This window comes from Clostridium sp. Cult3, assembly GCF_021655115.1.
Lineage (GTDB): Bacteria > Bacillota > Clostridia > Tissierellales > Tepidimicrobiaceae > PPXY01.
Genome location: NZ_PPXY01000013.1, coordinates 69,308 through 86,565, shown reverse-complemented (window position 1 = coordinate 86,565; position 17,258 = coordinate 69,308). Strand labels below are relative to the sequence as shown.

The following is a 17,258-nucleotide window of genomic DNA, read 5'->3' as shown; positions in this document are numbered from 1 at the left end:
ATGAGATAGGGAGAACCGTCACTATTGTCCCATTACTTATTTTCCTAATTCGTTTCATCGTCTCTAGATTTTAGTGTAGCTTCTCCATCATTAATTTCCGCCTCACCTGGCTCCACTACTATGTTTCCATTTTCAAATTTCACAGTATATTCTATTCCTTTTTTAAAACTACCTACCTTTACAGGTGTTTTAGGAATTTCTTGCCCATCAAAATATTCTTTAAATTTGTCTTTATTTGTTTTGCTTGTTAAAACCTCATTTTCTCCAGTATCTGGATAATCTGCTAAATACATAGTTGCAGCTGATTTTAATATTCTCACATTGGCATTGTGAGTCGCAATTTCAGATGATAATCTTGACCTGATTAATCTAGGTACAGCTATTCCTGCTAAAATACCTAATATAGCAATGACAACTATCAGTTCGACTAGTGTGAATCCCTTATTGTCCTTTCCTATCTTCTTTAAAATCCATTCAAACATAAAACCTTCCCCCTTGTTTTTATCTTTATTGCATAATGTAAAATCTATGTAACCTATCCTAAATATCACCACCTTTATCCAATAGGCAGTACACCATTTATTCTTTATATTTTTACATAAAATATCGTATTTTTTGTTAAAAAAGGCTGCATAAATATATAAAAAGTATATAATTTATGCAGCCGAACGATCATAATTGCTACCTATAGTAATTTCAGACTCTGGCTTTGCGTCACCGTCTTTCGGCGGTTTTGCCCAATATAAGCAGAAATTGTAGTATTTGATAATATCTTAGCACAAATTTACTGATAAATCTATATATAACATCAATATACTGCTAAAACGGCTTAACTATATCCTTGCTCAAGTACTATATTTCTATAGTATTTACCATTTCAAACATTGGCATAGCCATGGCTATTACTATAAAACCTATAACTACTGCCATAAATATTATCAATATTGGCTCAAGCATTGTAGTCATTCTTTCTAAGGAGGTTTCCACCTCTTCATCGTAGAAATCTGCAGTTTTATATAGTATTTCGTCTAATGCTCCTGATTCTTCTCCTATTTTTATCATTGAGTCTACCATTGGAGGGAATAGGCCCATATCCTTGATAGTCCTTGATAAGGGTATACCCTTTCGTATATCCTCCTCAGCTATCTTTAACTTTTCAGCTACTATTTTATTTCCTACAACTCTACCTACTACATCTAAAGCTTGTAGTAAAGGCACACCACTGGATAACAGTGTAGATAGAGTTCTGGTAAATCTAGAGGTTATTATTTTTATATTTATCTTTTTTATGCCAGGTGTTTTTAGTTTTATATTATCAAAAAAACTCTTTCCCTCTTCCGTTTTACCTAAAGATATAATTCCAAATAGAAGTAAAACTACTATAGCAATAAAAATATACCAATATTTAGTTAGCCAATCGCTTATGGCTAAAAGAGTCCTAGTTGGCCCTGGTAGCATAGTACCACTGGTTTCAAACATACCTATGAAGCTAGGCATTACAACAGTCAATAGGAATATTACAACAGCTATTGCTACTATGCTCAACACTACTGGGTATACAAAAGCATTTTTTACCTTGTTCTCAATCTTGTTTTCCTTTTCATAATGGATTGCCATTCTTTCCATGATTCTATCTAAATTACCACTAACTTCCCCTGCTTCTACCATATTAATCAATAGGAGAGGAAATATCCCCTCATGTTTTCCCATACCTTCCGATAAGGTCATCCCTTTCTGTACATCCTCATGAACTGTAAATATAGTATTTTTCAAGGTTTTGTTTTCTGTTTGTTTTTCAAGTATATCTAAACAATTAATAATGCTTATTCCTGCATCAAGCATAGTATAAAATTGCCTACAAAATATAGCTATATCCTTTTTAGTAACTTTTTTTGCAAATATATCCTCTTTAACTTCACTACCTTCATCTATTTCAATGGATATGGGAAAGTAATTATTACTCTTTAACATATTTAATACATCTGATTCGGATTTGGCTTCGTAATAACCTTCTAATGCTTGTCCATTTTTTGATACAGCCTTATACTTGTACACTGACATATGCTCACCTTCCTAAAGGATATACCTCATTACCAGGTCTTGGTTTACAGCTCGATTTAATAAGGTCTCCTTAGATATAATTCCACTTCTATATAATCCCAATAAAGCATTATCCATAGTTTGCATGCCTTGCTTTCCACTAGTCTGGATTATCGTATCTATCTGATGAGTTTTTTCTTCCCTTATTAAATTCCTTATAGCCTGATTAGCAATCATTATTTCAAAAGCAGCTACCCTTCCTTCACCATTAGCCTTAGGTAATAATTGCTGAGTGATAATTGCCTCTACTACCGAAGAAAACTGCACTCTTACCTGCTGCTGCTGATGAGCTGGAAAAACATCTATTACCCTATCTATGGTCTTAGCTGCACCAACAGTATGAAGTGTAGAAAGGACTAGGTGGCCAGTTTCAGCTGCCGTAAGGGCAATACTTATGGTCTCTAAATCTCTCATCTCCCCCACCAGTATAACATCTGGATCCTGTCTTAAGGCCGCCCTTAATCCATTGGCAAAGCTATTGGAATCAGAGCCAACTTCCCTTTGATTTACCATACTCTTATTATGCTTATGTAAATATTCAATAGGATCCTCTAAAGTCAATATATGGTAGTTCTTTTCCTCATTGATAAGGTCCACCATAGAAGCTAAGGTTGTAGATTTTCCACTGCCTGTAGGACCAGTAACCAGAATTAACCCTCTAGGTAATCTGGCTAAATCCTTTACAATTGGAGGCAAACCTAGTTCATTAATTTTTGGAACTTTAAGAGGAATGATCCTCATAGCTAAAGCATAACTCCCTCTTTGTTTATAAGCATTGACACGAAAACGGCCTATACCAGGGCTAGAATAGGAAGTGTCGAGTTCCCCTTTATTATCTAAATCCTTTAACTGTTCTCCATCTAGTATTTGTTTAACTAGATCCTCTGTATCTTCTGGCGTCAATCTTTCTTTCCCATATTTAGTCAAAGCACCATCAATTCTTAATATTGGTGGCATTCCTACGGTTATGTGAATATCCGATGCTCCGTTATTGGAGGCATATCTTACTATCTCAAATAATTCCATTCCTACCCTCCTAACCTAATGTATATCCAACTCTTAACACCTCTTCAATTGTGGTAAAGCCCTTTAAAGCCATCTGAACAGCATTTTCTAGTAAAGTTTCCATGCCATTTTTTTGTGCACATGCCCTAAGTTCATCGATACTAGCTTCCATATCGATCAACTTTCTAATTTCCTCATTTATCACCATCACTTCATGAACTGCTTTACGACCTTTAAACCCATTATTACATTTATTACAACCTTTTGGCTTATATAGACTTACGCTCTCATCCCTATTCAATCCAAGTAACTTTTTATCATAATAACTAGCTTCATAAGGGATTTTACAATTGTGACACAGTTCTTTTACAAGTCTTTGAGATATTACTCCTATAACTGCTGAAGATACCATATAAGGCTCTATTCCCATATCCACCAGTCTAGCTACAGAAGATGCACTGTCATTTGTGTGAAGTGTGGACATAACCAAGTGCCCTGTAATAGCTGCTCTAATAGCTATTTCAGCTGTTTCTGAATCCCTGATCTCTCCTACCATAATTATATCTGGATCCTGTCTTAAAATAGATCTTAAACCTGATGCAAAAGTTAACCCTGCCTTGGGATTAATTTGAACTTGGTTTATTCCATCTAACTTGTATTCAACCGGGTCCTCTATAGTTATAATGTTTTTTTCAATTTTATTTAATTCTTTAAGTACAGCATACAATGTGGTAGTCTTTCCACTTCCAGTAGGCCCGGTAACCAAAATCATCCCATAGGGTTGTGCTAGTATTTTATCGAAGAATTTTAAATTGCTCTCTGCAAATCCTAGCTCATCCTTTGAAAACATAAAGTTACTTCTATCCAATAGTCTTAATACTATTTTTTCCCCATAAACAGTGGGGATTGTTGAAATACGGATATCTATTTCTTTTTCATTTATCTTCGTTTCAACCCTACCATCTTGAGGAATCCTCTTTTCAGCAATATCCATCTTGCCTATAATCTTTATTCTGGTCACTATAGCTGAAAGAGTATTTTTCGTCAACTTCATGATCTCCTGTAAATCTCCATCTATCCTATACCTAACTCGTATATCGTCAGCATAAGGTTCTATATGAATATCACTAGCTCGCATATCTACTGCTTGACTAATAATTGAATTTACTAGCTTAACAATAGGTGCTGTAGTTACTTCAAGCAGCTCATCCTCTTCTAATTCATCCAAATCACTATATTGATAGGCTTCTGTAAACTCCCTCAATACCTTTTCCGCAGATTCCTTCCTATAGTATCTATCTATACTCTTCAAAATACTTTCTCTAGTAGATATTACCTGCTGTATTTCTAACTGGGTATACATTCTAACATCATCTATAGCAAATATGTTCAGCGGATCAGCCATAGCTACTACAAGGTAATCTCCTATTTTATCTATGGCTATTAGATCATATCGCCTTGCAATGCTCTCGGGTATTTGCGAAACCACATCTGGTCTAATGATGTATTGATTTAAATCTACATGAGGAATACCTAATTGAAACTCCAAAACCTCTATTATATCATTATCAGTAATATATCCAGCCTTTACTAATATTTCTCCAATTTTTTGTTCTGTAGTTTTTTGCTCAATTAATGCCTTATCTAATTGTTCTTTGGTAATTTTACCTGAATATAACAATAATTCACCTAGCTTAAGATTAGAAGTTCTCATTTTACCACCTGCCAATTTTATGTAACAAAATAATATATATATTATCATTCGATATCATTTTCTAAAACCCTTCTTATTTCATCAAAATAATTGTAAACATTACATTTTTCATCATCAATCCATATCTTTTGACTGTATAATCCTTGGTTGATTAACATATAAAGTCCATTTATTGTCCTATAACCTTTATCCTGAGCTACTTTTAACAACTTTGTATTCCTAGGCTTATATATAAGATCATAAACTATCAAGTCATCAGAAAATCCATCTAATATAATGGGAATGTCGTCTACATTTGGATACATGCCTGCTGAAGTACAATTAATTATCATATATATCTTTTCTTTTTTTACACCTATTAAATCTACTCCCCCATATTCTACTAGCGTATTAGGAAATTGATATTTAATTTTTTCCGCTAACCTTTTAGCACTTTCTATGCTTCTATTATTAATATATATTTTTTTTGCACCATTTAAAGCCAAAGTTGTAGCGATAGCATTTGCTGCGCCGCCAGCCCCTAATATCAGCATGTTTTTGTTTTTGATATCTAAATCCATCATATGCAACGATCTTATAAAACCCATACCATCTGTGTTGTATCCGATAAGTTTTCCCCTTTCATTTTTAACAGTATTAACAGCTCCTATTAATTTAGCTTCATCTGAAATCTCATCTAAATAATCAATAATATTTATTTTATAAGGTAAGGTTACATTAAAACCTTTTATGTTTAAAACTTTAATCCCATCGATTATAGTCTTTAAATTTCCTTCTTCTACATCGAAAACTAAATACAAGCAATTTTTGTCTATTAATTCAAAAAAGCTATTGTGGATCACGGGAGACAAGGATTTTGATACTGGATGTCCTATTAGACAATAAACATCAGTATCCCACGTTATATTCATCATATTTACCTCCTATTGTCGATTTAATGTTCTTTAAATATTATATCAGATTATTTATATAATATGTTTATCATTTATGATAACATTTGTTATGATATCCTTATTCCTTGTTTATACATATAATTTAAAAATTAGTCTAAATAAAAAATGAGTAAAAACTCAAAATATATATAGGAGGTGAAGCTTTTGAAAAAAAATAAAATATTTATTTTAGTTTTTGCTATAGCTTTACTAATTTTCACAATTGGCTGTACCCCAACAAAACCTCAAAGGCCAATGGGGACTGAAACCAGAATAGGGGATAACAGTGTCAATGAAAGAGCTAGGCGCCAAAATACCAATATGATGGGAATCGACAGAAGAAATATGGATAATATAACCGACATGACCCCAAATACAACTAACAACGTTGTTCGACGAAACCAAGTCGGTCCTGGTCCCAATACTACAACGGATATAACTAGGAGAAATAACTTAGTCGTTCCTGATAATATGGCAACAAGGGCTAATGGCATAGCTCAAAGAGTAGCTAATCTAAATGAAGTAAATAGCGCATCTGTTTTAATAAGTGGTAATAGCTGTATCGTAGGTGTGGATATGAAAAATAATATCCAAGGAAAAATGACTACTGATTTAAAACAAAAAATAGAGAGGACCGTTCGGAATACCGATAGTAGTATTAAGAACGTTAGCATTACAGCAGACCCAGATCTTTATACTAGAATAAGCAATATGGCAACAAATATAGGTAATGGAAGGCCAATAACAGGCTTTGCAAAGGAATTTGAGGAGATTCTCAGAAGGATTACTCCTGTAAAATAAATCCGGGATATTCCCGGATTTATTTACCAGTTGCATAAAGCTAATATGCAAAGGAGAATACTATGAATAATTTAAAAACAAATAAAATCCTCTGCGTTTTGCTTGTACTTGCAAATTTGTTTTTTATAAACAGTGGGCAAGGCTCAAAGAAACAAGTTATAGCAGAAAATGAATATGGTATGGTAGTTAAAAGCGGAACTAAAAACAAAAAAGTTGTTGCTTTAACTTTTGACGATGGCCCTCATCCTAGGTATACAGAAGATATACTCAATATACTGGATGAATACGATATAAAAGCTACCTTTTTTGTATTAGGTAAATTAGCAGAAACTTATCCAGATATAATAAAAAGGCAATGGGAAGAAGGCCACGAAATTGGCAATCACACTTACTCTCATATTGATGCAAAAAATGCATCAAAAGAGAAGCTATTAGAAGAATATAAAAAAACCCAGGATATAATATATTCTATAACCAAATATGAGCCAAAGGTATTTAGACCTCCTTATGGTTCCTTTGATAAAAAAGTCATTGATATGGTTGAAGAAAATAGTTCTATGGTAGTTCTCTGGTCTGCTAACCAAGATTCAAAGGATTGGAAAAACCCAGAAATAGAAAAAATCATCAATAATACTCTCTCTAATGTTGAAAATGGTGATATCATCTTGTTCCATGATTATGTATATTATGATGAAAGTCATACTGTAGAAGCTTTGAAACAAATAATACCCGAGCTGAAGAGTAGAGGCTATGAATTTGTAACTCTATCAGAATTATTGAAGCTGTCTAGAAATTAGTTTTCCATGCAAAAGATCCGATTTTATCCGGATCTTTTGTTTTTTATAGTAGTAACTTTATTATCAATACATACCATGTATTTAAGTACAATTCCATATCTAATATTTAAAACCTATTTGATAGAGATAGAGATTGTGATTATGATAGCTCCTTACTATTTTTCTTTTATTGTTATTAGTATTGTTCTGCAGTTGTGATGTTTTGGGTAGACGCTAGAATCCGGATTCCTCCAGATTCTAGTTATTCAAAGCTTTATATAGTTTATCAATTGCCCGCTTTTCAATTCTAGATACATAGGATCTAGATATACCTAGCATATTTGCTATTTCCCTTTGAGTTTTACAGACACCATCAATCAAACCATACCTCAATTCAATAATGATCTTTTCTCTATCTTTGAGGACGCGGTTTATAGCTTGATATAGTTTTTTTATTTGAAGTTTCAAATGAACTTCATCTAAGATATCATCCATATCTGTCCCCAAAATATCTAGCAGCGATATTTCATTTCCTTCTTTGTCAATACCAATAGGTTCTTGAAGAGACACTTCTATTTTAGATTTTTTATTTGATCTTATTGTCATTAAGATCTCATTCTCTATACAACGAGCTGCATAGGTAGCCAATCTTGTACCTTTGCTCATGTCAAAAGTCGATATAGCTTTTATTAAACCTATGGTACCTATAGATATCAAATCATCTACATCTTTACCCGTATTATTGTACTTTTTTACTATATGGGCCACTAATCTTAAGTTTCTTTCAATGAGAACATTTCGGGCCTTTTCATCCCCTTTTGAAAATAATTTTAAATAGTATTCCTCCTCTTCTCTAGTAAGTGGCTTTGGAAATGAACTAGTATTTGCTACATAACCTGAAAACACCAAAAAGGGTTCTACAAACCCTAACAATGAAAATAATAGACCAACAGACATAAGGCACCTCCACTTTCCCCATACTAAAGTATATGAATATAGGATAGTGAAGGTGCCAGTCCTATCTGCTAATCTTGTTAATTTGTTTTACTACTTCCTCGAAAATAGGCACAGCTGAACTAGAACCAGAAAAACCCTTTTCCACAAATACTGTCACTACATATTTGGGATTTGTAGCTGGGTAAAAACCAGAAAACCAACCGTGAATAGTTTCTTTTTTGTTTAATATCGCCTGAGCAGAACCAGTTTTCCCTCCCGCCCCTCCAATATCATGTAAATCCATTTTTTTGGCTGTACCATTTAATACTACGTCTAATAAATATTCCTGTATTATTTCAGCAACTTCCTTGGACATAACCCTTTCATCTGAACCTTTGTTAAATTTCTTTATCATGTATCCATCTTTTGTAGTTATACTATCCACTACCGTTAAACCCTTCTTTACCCCATTATTGACTATTATCATCATCATATTTGTTACTTGTAGAGGAGTTGCTTCAATACTACCTTGACCTATAGAAATATTGCCTATAGCTGGACCCTTCAGATCCTTTCCTGAAGGGAGGTTCCCTCCTACTTCCTCTAAAAGTCCTATGTTTATCTTTTCCCCAAACCCTAGCTTATTTGCCATATGGATTATCTTAGTACTTCCAATTTCTTGCCCTAATTGAATAAAAGCAGAATTACAGGATTTAGAAAAAGCATCCTTTAACCCTATATAGCCATGACCATTAATATTGTTACATTTTATAGTTACACTGTTGAGTTGTTCATAACCCCTACAATAAAAAATCTTATCCATATATGAAATATCTTCTTCCAATGCAGCTGCTAATACTACTGTTTTAAACAAGGATCCTGGCGGATTTGCTACCTGTATAGCCTTATTGTATAAAACCATATCTTCTCTCTCTAGATATTCATCTATTTCATATTGATTGAAATTGGGCCTACTAGCCATAGCCATAATATCTCCAGATTCTACATCAGCGACAATTATTGCACCCTTGGTTTTATTCTTATCTAGTATATCTTCAACAATTTTTTGTATATGATAATCGATAGTTAACTTTACGGCTTTTGGGTCCTCAAGGTTACTCTTTTGGTCTACTGCATACTCTCCTCCTAAGAAAGTTCTGTTTTTCTTGTCAAACTCAATATAAAGGGAATAATTATCGCCATCTTTGAGAATTTCATCATAGGCCTTTTCAATTCCTGCCTCTCCCCTGTTTTCTGATTTATTAATATATCCAATCACATGGGATAATAGGTTATCTTCTCCATACCTTGTAGTTCTATCAGCTATTAATATTCTATTGTCGTCTACCACTTCTATACTATATCTAAGGGGTATATCTACTATGTTGTCCTTACTTTTAATATAATCTTCTAAATTTTCCTCATCTAAATACGAATTTTCTAAAATAAAAGCTCGCAATTCCTCATCATCCAATACATTATCTTTATATATAAAAGCTGTGGGAATCCTATCTCTATTGGTAAGGGGAATTAAATTTCTATCATATATTATTCCTCTATTTGGATATAGGTTTATCTCCTTTGCCCGTTGTTTTAAAGCTTGAACTTTTAGTGAATCATGTTCAGTTATTTGAATATGCCCTAATCTTAGAATCAGTAACAATAATAGTGCTGAAGATAGAAATAGCATTTTTAGTATCCTTATATGTATTATATTTTTCCTGAATCTTTTCATAAAAAATACCTCCCTGTCTAATAATTATATTATTGCCTATTTACAGGGAAGGTATAATTCTATTTATCTAATATAGAATTGATTTTTGTTACAATTATGTCTATAGCTACTTTGTTATATCCACCTTCTGGTATGATTATATCAGCATATTTCTTACTAGGCTCAACAAATTGAAGATGAGCTGGTCTAACAGTAGCCATATATTGATCAATAACGGAATCTAAAGTTCGTCCTCTTTCCTTAATATCCCTTTCGATTCTCCTTATAACTCTTACATCAGAATCCGTATCAACAAATATCTTAATATCACATAGATCACGAATTTGCTCATCAGCTAATATCAATATTCCTTCTAATATGATTATTTTCCTTGGATAAACGGTTATTGTCTCATCCTTTCTAGTATGGCGCTCAAAATCGTATATTGGCTTTTCGATGGGTTTATTACTCATCAGATCCTTAAGATGCTGAATCAACAGATCATTATCAAAAGCAAAAGGATGATCGTAATTGGTCTTAACCCTTTCTTCAAAGGATAAATGACTTTGCTTTTTATAATAGGAATCCTGTTCTATAATAGCTACATTTTTTTCATGAATAGACTTTAGTATTTCTTTGGACACAGTGGATTTACCTGAACCAGTACCACCTGTAATCCCAATTAGCAATGGCTTTTCCAAGTATATCAGTCCTCTCTGCTCTTTCTAATAATGTCCCACTTCCCAACTTTTTCATTTATTTTCATCTTTACAATCTGCTGTGGATGAGGTGCTACATCTATTTCGTTGCCCTCCTCATCCCACATTTTATCGATAATTTGGGTAAAATGTTTTCTATCAGGTCCAAATACCTCTATTTCATCACCAACAAACATCCTATTCCTCTGTTCTACTGTTGCCAATTTAGTATCTTCATCATAGTCTAATACAAGGCCTACAAAATCATAGCCTCTAATATAAGAACTAGATGTATAAACCTGATCTTTCTCTGTAGGTTTTCCAAAATAAAATCCAGTAGTAAAGTCCCTATGACTTGCCTTTTTAATCTCATTAATCCAATCATCGTCAAAAGCATAGTTATCAGGATCTTTGAAGTATTCATCTATAGCCATCCTATAAGAACGAACTACAGTGGCTACATAATAAGAGCTTTTTACTCTCCCTTCAATTTTAAAGGACCTTATTCCTGCCTTTACCAATTCCGGTATGTGTTCAATCATACAAAGATCCTTAGAGTTAAATATAAAGGTTCCCTTCTCCTCTTCTACTACAGGAAAATATTCCCCAGGTCTTTTTTCCTCCATCAAATAGTATTTCCACCTACAAGGATGGGCACAGTCCCCCCTATTAGCATCTCTACCAACCATGTAATTGCTCAATAAACATCTTCCCGAATAGGATATACACATAGCTCCATGAACAAAGGTTTCAATTTCCATATCATTAGGAATATTATCTATTATTTCTTCTATTTCCTTTAAGGACAATTCTCTAGCTAATACAATCCTCCTAATGCCTAAATTATACCAAAACATTATAGTTTCATAGTTTGTAACACTAGCTTGAGTACTTAAGTGTATGGGTAGATTAGGAACAGTTTTATTAATTATAGAAAATATTCCTGGATCTGATACTATTACCCCATCTACTCCCACTTGATATAATTCTTCTACATATTGTTCCAATCCTATCAGATCTTCATTATGTGGAACTATATTCATAGTTACATATACTTTTCTACCCTTATCATGGGCAAATTCTACTCCTTCTCTAATTTCTTCCTTAGTAAAATTTTTAGAAGCTTTTCTAAGCCCAAACTGTTCTCCTCCTAAATATACAGCATCGGCCCCATAAATGATGGCCATTTTTAGTTTTTCCAAATCTCCAGCTGGTGCTAATAATTCTGGTTTTTGCACAGTATTTCACTCCTCTCTATATGTTAATGCTACACCATCTCCTATAGGTATAACACAGGAGGTGTACCCTTCCAAATAATTTATATGTTTAAGATATGCTCTTAGTCTCTTTACTATAGTCTTTTTTCTCCTTATGACCAAGTCATCAGAAGCCACCATGCCTTTAAACAAAACATTATCAGATACTATCAATCCATTCTCCTGAATTAAATTGCTGCAATGGTTGAAAAATTCCATATATTGTCCTTTCGCAGCATCTAGAAATATAAAATCATATATATCATCAAGATTAGGTAATATATCTTCCGCTTCACCGTATAGCACTTTTATTCTATCCTTGTATACTGTATCATTGATATTCTTCTCAGCTAATTCCACCATATCTCTACGCCGTTCAATTGTAGTAATAGAACAATCGATATCTGTAGATGATGCCATTACAAGGGAAGAATAACCTATTGCTGTACCAATTTCTAGTATTTTTTTTGGTCTGTGGATTTTTAACAATACCTTGAGTAATTGAGCCACTTCCCTTTCTACTATGGGAATATGATTTTCATATGCAAATAACTCTAATTCCTTCAAATAATCTTCATTCTCCGGAAGTATACTCAATATATAGTCTTCTATATATTCTTCATTTATATGATTCAATTTTTTTCCTTTCCTCCTTGGCATAAATAATACGTGGTAAGACCACGTATTATTTCTATTATACATTAAAAAATTCTATTTATTAGGATTAGCCTTTAGGTGTTCATCATAAGTCCTAGAAAAGGTATGGGCTCCAGTTCCATCCTCTTTTGTTCGAAAATACAGATAATCTACACTAGCTGGACTTACAGCTGCAATCAAAGATTTTTTACCAGGCGATGCAATAGGTGCGGGAGGCAAGCCCCCATGTATATAGGTATTGTAATCCGATTGTATCCGTGTATCCTGTTCAGACAACGCTTCTTTTCGTTCTCCTAAAGCATATTGAACTGTAGCACAGGATTGCAAATACATCCCTTCTTTTAATCTGTTATGAAATACTGCAGATATAAGCTCTCTTTCATCATCACGCTTAGCCTCTCTCTCTATTATAGAAGCTAAGGTGATTGCTTCATTGAAATTTAAATCATACTTATCCATATTTGGTTTTACATCCCCTTCAAACACCTCTTCAAATTTAGATATCATTTTATCTATAATATCCTCTTCTGAAGCACCTATGTATATTTCATAGGTTGATGGAAATAAAACCCCTTCTAATCCCTGACCTTCCTCTAATTCCTTTAATATAGGGTGCTTATCTTCAAAATACTTTTTATCTGAAGTTAATTCTAAAAAGCGCTCTTTTTCAACAATACCTTCTTTAGCCAATTTCTCTGCCATCTGTCGTATTTCATAGCCTTCAGGAATGGTAAAACTTATTACTTTTTCATTTACTCCACCCTTCGTTAGCTCATCGATTATATCGTAAATATCCATACCCGTATTTAGTATATACTTTCCTGCCTTTAACTTCTCACCAGCTGCTCTATTCCTTATAGCTATTTTAAATGGAATTTCATTCCTAATCAATCCCTTTTCCTTCAATATACTAGCTATATTACTTGGATTGCTACCTAAAGGAATTTCAACATCAATTTCCTTTAAATTTTCACTATCTATTGCAGTAAATCCTTTATCATAATAGTTTTTCCCAAAGAATAATACTACTATTAATAATATTAACAGAAATATTTTTTTCACAGGCTTGTTATTCTTTTTGTTTTTTGCATTAGTAGTCTCTGTCACAATATCCCACCTTTAAAAAGATATTTATCTATATTATTATACAGTTTTTGTCTTAAGATTACAAGAAATAGTATAATTATCCATAATCCTTTTTTATGAGATAGATGACCTTGTTATAAAAACTACTCATTATTGAATTCGATAGCCTCTCCGATAATATTATTTATATCTTTAACTAATTGGGTAAACCTCAACTCCGCCATAAAATAATCTTTAATAACTGGATTAAGCATCAATACATCTTCTAATTTACCTAGTTTTTCCAGTTCAGTCTCATCTACTTCTTCTCCAGAAATATGCTTCATTTGAAGTTCAAATACTTTTGCTTCAAAGTCTTCCACCATATCTTTATTCTTTTCATCAGAACTAAGTACTTTTCTTTTCTCAAGATAGGTCCTGTATTCTTCTGAATCCCTTATTGCTCTTGCCAATTTATGAGCCTGATCATAAACATTAGTCATATAATACCCTCCTATTCTAAACATTATGGATATCCTAGCACATAATCCCATCATTTAATTAATTATTATATCATTAATAATGGCCATTGAACAGTTAATAGAAAAATATTATAGTCCTAGCTTGTTGAAATAAGCCAGGACTATATTTTATACCTCCATTATTATAGGCAGTATCATTGGGTTTCTCTTTATCTTTTCATATAAAAATCCTCTTAAGGCATCTCGTATATTGGATTTTAAGGTAGCCCAATCGGTTATATGACGCTTTTCACATTCAGTTAATACATCCCTTACCACTTTCCTTGATTCCTCCATTAAATCTTCTGACTCCCTTACATATACAAAGCCTCTAGATATAATATCTGGTCCTGCAATCACCTTTCCATCCTGTTTACTCATGGTAACTACAACAACTATTAATCCATCTTCAGAAAGGTGCTTTCTATCTCTTAATACAATATTTCCAACATCCCCTACTCCAAGACCATCCACAAGTATATTACCAGCCTGAACTGACTGCCCTATACTTGCTGAATTTTTAGTAAATTCAATTACAGAACCATTTCGCGCAAGAAAAATATTGTCCCTTGGCATTCCCAGCTCATGGGCTAATTCGCCATGTCTTTTAAGATGTCTAAATTCCCCATGAATCGGAATAAAATACTTTGGTTGTAATAATGTATGCATCAGCTTTAACTCTTCTGCACAAGCATGACCAGATACGTGAACATCTGCTAAGGATTCATAAATTACTTTTGTTCCAATCTCCATTAATCTATTGATTATCCCAGAGACGGTTTTTTCGTTTCCTGGAATTGGACTAGCAGATATTACAACTAAGTCTTCTGGAACCAATTCTATTTTTCTGTGTTCTGAAAACGCCATTCTAGTCAAAGCTGACATAGGTTCTCCCTGACTACCGGTTGTAAGGATTACAATCTCATTGCTTGGATATTTATCCATATCATTGATATCTATTATGGTATCCTCTTTCATTCTTAAATATCCTAGATCCCTAGCTACATTAGTAGTATTTATCATGCTTCTCCCAGATAAAACAACCTTTCTATTGAACATCTCCGCAGCATCGATAACCTGCTGAATCCTGTGTACATTAGAGGCAAAAGTTGCAACAATTATTCTCTGAGGTGCCTTTAAAAATATATCATTAAAAGTAGCACCTACAGTTCTCTCAGACATAGTATATCCTGGTCTTTCTACATTTGTACTATCAGCTAATAAAACCAATACCCCTTTACTTCCAATCTCTGCAAATTTATGCAAATCGATTAGATTATCATTAATAGGCGTATAATCAATTTTAAAGTCTCCAGTGTGAACTACCATACCAACGGGTGTATCTATAGCCAAAGCTACACTATCAGGTATACTATGACTAGTTTTAATAAATTCTATCTTGAAACAACCTAATTTGATTATATCGCCAGCCTTAATCTCATTTAATTCTACATTGTTTAGCCTGTGTTCCTTTAACTTATTCTCCACAAGACCTAAGGTTAATTTGGTTCCATAAATAGGAAGGTTCATCTTCTTTAAAGTATAGGGCAAAGCACCTATATGATCTTCATGTCCATGAGTTAAAACTATGCCCCTTATCTTTTCTCTGTTTTTAAATAAGTAGCTAATATCCGGTATAACCACATCAATTCCGAGCATTTCATCTTCTGGAAAGCTCATACCGCAATCTACGATAACTATATCATCTCTATACTCAAACACGGTAATATTCTTCCCGACTTCTCCTAATCCACCTAATGGAATAATTTTTAACTTATTTGGTTTTCTTGCCACTTCATCATCTCCTTAATCATTAATTTCCTCATTTATTATTAGGATGTATAATTATTGGAATACTATTTAACCTGTTCTAAAAAAATAAATCCCAAAATGGGATTTATTTTTGGCAATTGGTACAGTATCCAAAAAACTTTACATTATGATCTACTATTTTAAAACCGTTTTCATTTTCAATTTCATTCTCTAAGTTTTCTAATAGATCTAATTTTACTTCCATCACCTTCCCACATTTTAAACAAATCAAATGATGATGATGGTGGTTTTCCGATTTATAATTTAACTCATATCTATTATAACCATCATCAAAATTTAATCTATAAATTATATTCAGCTTTTCTAACAACTGTAATGTTCTATAAACCGTAGCTATACCGATCTCTGGATATTTTTCCTTTACTATATCATAGATCTCCTCGGGATTTAAATGTTTATCGTGATTTTCTATGATAACATCTAGAATAGCTCTCCTTTGAGTAGTAAGCTTATACCCCTCCTCCTTAAAAATTTCCTTAATCTCCTCCATATTAATATCCATATTTTCACCCGCTTATTATCCTATATTATAGAATACTAGTTGATGTCTTATTTGTCAACCACTGGTATTTATTGAAGCTTCTCTTTTTGTATTTCCTCATAGATTTCAATTACTTCTTTAAACTCTTCCTCGTCATCAATTCCTACTAATAACACATCTCCATCATTATCATATTCTATACGAAGCAGATATGTCAAAGCTTCTATATCGTCTAATGGTAACAACGCCGCATAATCCACATCATCTATTCCAAAGGTTGATAACACCTGAAATTCTATTTCATTACCCATCTCATCTAATAGCACTATTATATCATCCATATTCTCACCTCTTTAATTTCTATCTAGATATGTTTGCAAAATATAGGTTGCAGCCACCATATCTATGACTTTTTTCCTATTTGCCCTACTTACATCTCCTTCAATTAACGTCCTTTCTGCCGCCACAGTAGTCAATCTTTCATCTTCCAGTATTACATCTATATCTATCCTATTCTTTAATATTTCCACAAAGCTTAATACCTTTTCACCTTGGGGACCTATAGTATTATTCATATTTTTGGGAAATCCAATTACTATTTTATTAACATTGTATTTATCAATAATCGCCCTTATCTCATCTATATCTTCTTTATTACTCTTTCGTTTGATGGTTTTAAGTCCTTGGGCGGTAAACATTAAAGGATCGCTTAGCGCAACTCCTATGGTCTTATCTCCTACATCTAACCCCATTACTCTTTCCATATCCT

General features: G+C 33.1%; 18 protein-coding genes and 1 riboswitch. Of the genes, 2 read left to right on the top strand and 16 right to left on the bottom strand.

Annotated elements, in window-relative coordinates:
• Positions 1 to 44 precede the first annotated feature (44 nt).
• The 5 genes from C3E88_RS03285 to aroE all read right to left on the bottom strand — a co-directional run bounded on the left by C3E88_RS03285 (position 45) and on the right by aroE (position 5,733).
• Complete coding sequence (locus C3E88_RS03285; protein WP_236908706.1) at positions 45 to 482, bottom strand: type II secretion system protein; 438 nt, start codon at positions 480 to 482, stop codon at positions 45 to 47.
• Between the two features lie 174 nt (positions 483 to 656).
• Positions 657 to 748: riboswitch (cyclic di-GMP riboswitch) on the bottom strand.
• Positions 749 to 852: 104 nt separating this feature from the next.
• Positions 853 to 2,061 (bottom strand): type II secretion system F family protein, encoded by a 1,209-nt coding sequence (locus C3E88_RS03280; protein ID WP_236908705.1) that lies wholly within the window; start codon positions 2,059 to 2,061, stop codon positions 853 to 855.
• 12 nt (positions 2,062 to 2,073) lie between these two features.
• On the bottom strand, positions 2,074 to 3,126 hold the full coding sequence (locus C3E88_RS03275; protein ID WP_236908702.1) for a type IV pilus twitching motility protein PilT: 1,053 nt from the start codon (positions 3,124 to 3,126) through the stop codon (positions 2,074 to 2,076).
• Between the two features lie 10 nt (positions 3,127 to 3,136).
• Positions 3,137 to 4,819: a GspE/PulE family protein gene (locus C3E88_RS03270; protein ID WP_236908700.1), complete on the bottom strand. Its 1,683-nt coding sequence runs from the start codon at positions 4,817 to 4,819 to the stop codon at positions 3,137 to 3,139.
• A gap of 44 nt (positions 4,820 to 4,863) precedes the next feature.
• Positions 4,864 to 5,733, bottom strand: coding sequence for a shikimate dehydrogenase (gene aroE, locus C3E88_RS03265; protein ID WP_236908698.1), 870 nt, complete (start codon positions 5,731 to 5,733; stop codon positions 4,864 to 4,866).
• A gap of 183 nt (positions 5,734 to 5,916) precedes the next feature.
• Here aroE and C3E88_RS03260 point away from each other — a divergent pair, with 183 nt between their 5' ends.
• Positions 5,917 to 6,552, top strand: a complete 636-nt coding sequence (locus tag C3E88_RS03260; RefSeq protein ID WP_236908695.1) for a YhcN/YlaJ family sporulation lipoprotein — start codon at positions 5,917 to 5,919, stop codon at positions 6,550 to 6,552.
• Positions 6,553 to 6,614: 62 nt separating this feature from the next.
• Positions 6,615 to 7,349 (top strand): polysaccharide deacetylase family protein, encoded by a 735-nt coding sequence (locus C3E88_RS03255; RefSeq protein WP_236908684.1) that lies wholly within the window; start codon positions 6,615 to 6,617, stop codon positions 7,347 to 7,349.
• A gap of 237 nt (positions 7,350 to 7,586) precedes the next feature.
• Here C3E88_RS03255 and sigK read toward each other — a convergent pair whose 3' ends face one another.
• From sigK to ruvX, 11 genes are all read right to left on the bottom strand, one after another.
• Positions 7,587 to 8,285 (bottom strand): RNA polymerase sporulation sigma factor SigK, encoded by a 699-nt coding sequence (gene sigK, locus C3E88_RS03250; protein WP_236908680.1) that lies wholly within the window; start codon positions 8,283 to 8,285, stop codon positions 7,587 to 7,589.
• A gap of 61 nt (positions 8,286 to 8,346) precedes the next feature.
• Positions 8,347 to 9,999: a peptidoglycan D,D-transpeptidase FtsI family protein gene (locus tag C3E88_RS03245; protein WP_236908678.1), complete on the bottom strand. Its 1,653-nt coding sequence runs from the start codon at positions 9,997 to 9,999 to the stop codon at positions 8,347 to 8,349.
• 59 nt (positions 10,000 to 10,058) lie between these two features.
• Positions 10,059 to 10,679 carry a uridine kinase gene (gene udk, locus C3E88_RS03240; RefSeq protein ID WP_236908675.1) on the bottom strand — a complete coding sequence of 207 codons (621 nt, stop codon included), beginning with the start codon at positions 10,677 to 10,679 and terminating at the stop codon, positions 10,059 to 10,061.
• A 5-nt stretch (positions 10,680 to 10,684) separates the two neighbouring features.
• Positions 10,685 to 11,914, bottom strand: coding sequence for a peptidase U32 family protein (locus C3E88_RS03235; protein ID WP_236908673.1), 1,230 nt, complete (start codon positions 11,912 to 11,914; stop codon positions 10,685 to 10,687).
• Between the two features lie 6 nt (positions 11,915 to 11,920).
• On the bottom strand, positions 11,921 to 12,568 hold the full coding sequence (locus tag C3E88_RS03230; RefSeq protein ID WP_236908671.1) for an O-methyltransferase: 648 nt from the start codon (positions 12,566 to 12,568) through the stop codon (positions 11,921 to 11,923).
• Between the two features lie 75 nt (positions 12,569 to 12,643).
• Positions 12,644 to 13,696, bottom strand: a complete 1,053-nt coding sequence (mltG, locus tag C3E88_RS03225) for an endolytic transglycosylase MltG (RefSeq protein WP_236908670.1) — start codon at positions 13,694 to 13,696, stop codon at positions 12,644 to 12,646.
• A gap of 122 nt (positions 13,697 to 13,818) precedes the next feature.
• Positions 13,819 to 14,157: a YlbF family regulator gene (locus C3E88_RS03220; protein ID WP_236908666.1), complete on the bottom strand. Its 339-nt coding sequence runs from the start codon at positions 14,155 to 14,157 to the stop codon at positions 13,819 to 13,821.
• Between the two features lie 147 nt (positions 14,158 to 14,304).
• The gene (locus C3E88_RS03215) at positions 14,305 to 15,969 is read right to left on the bottom strand and encodes a ribonuclease J (RefSeq protein WP_236908663.1); all 1,665 of its coding nucleotides are present in this window, start codon (positions 15,967 to 15,969) and stop codon (positions 14,305 to 14,307) included.
• A gap of 103 nt (positions 15,970 to 16,072) precedes the next feature.
• Positions 16,073 to 16,510: a Fur family transcriptional regulator gene (locus tag C3E88_RS03210; RefSeq protein WP_236908661.1), complete on the bottom strand. Its 438-nt coding sequence runs from the start codon at positions 16,508 to 16,510 to the stop codon at positions 16,073 to 16,075.
• A 68-nt stretch (positions 16,511 to 16,578) separates the two neighbouring features.
• Positions 16,579 to 16,830: a DUF1292 domain-containing protein gene (locus C3E88_RS03205; protein WP_236908660.1), complete on the bottom strand. Its 252-nt coding sequence runs from the start codon at positions 16,828 to 16,830 to the stop codon at positions 16,579 to 16,581.
• 12 nt (positions 16,831 to 16,842) lie between these two features.
• Positions 16,843 to 17,253, bottom strand: a complete 411-nt coding sequence (gene ruvX, locus C3E88_RS03200; protein WP_236908658.1) for a Holliday junction resolvase RuvX — start codon at positions 17,251 to 17,253, stop codon at positions 16,843 to 16,845.
• Positions 17,254 to 17,258: the final 5 nt, after the last annotated feature.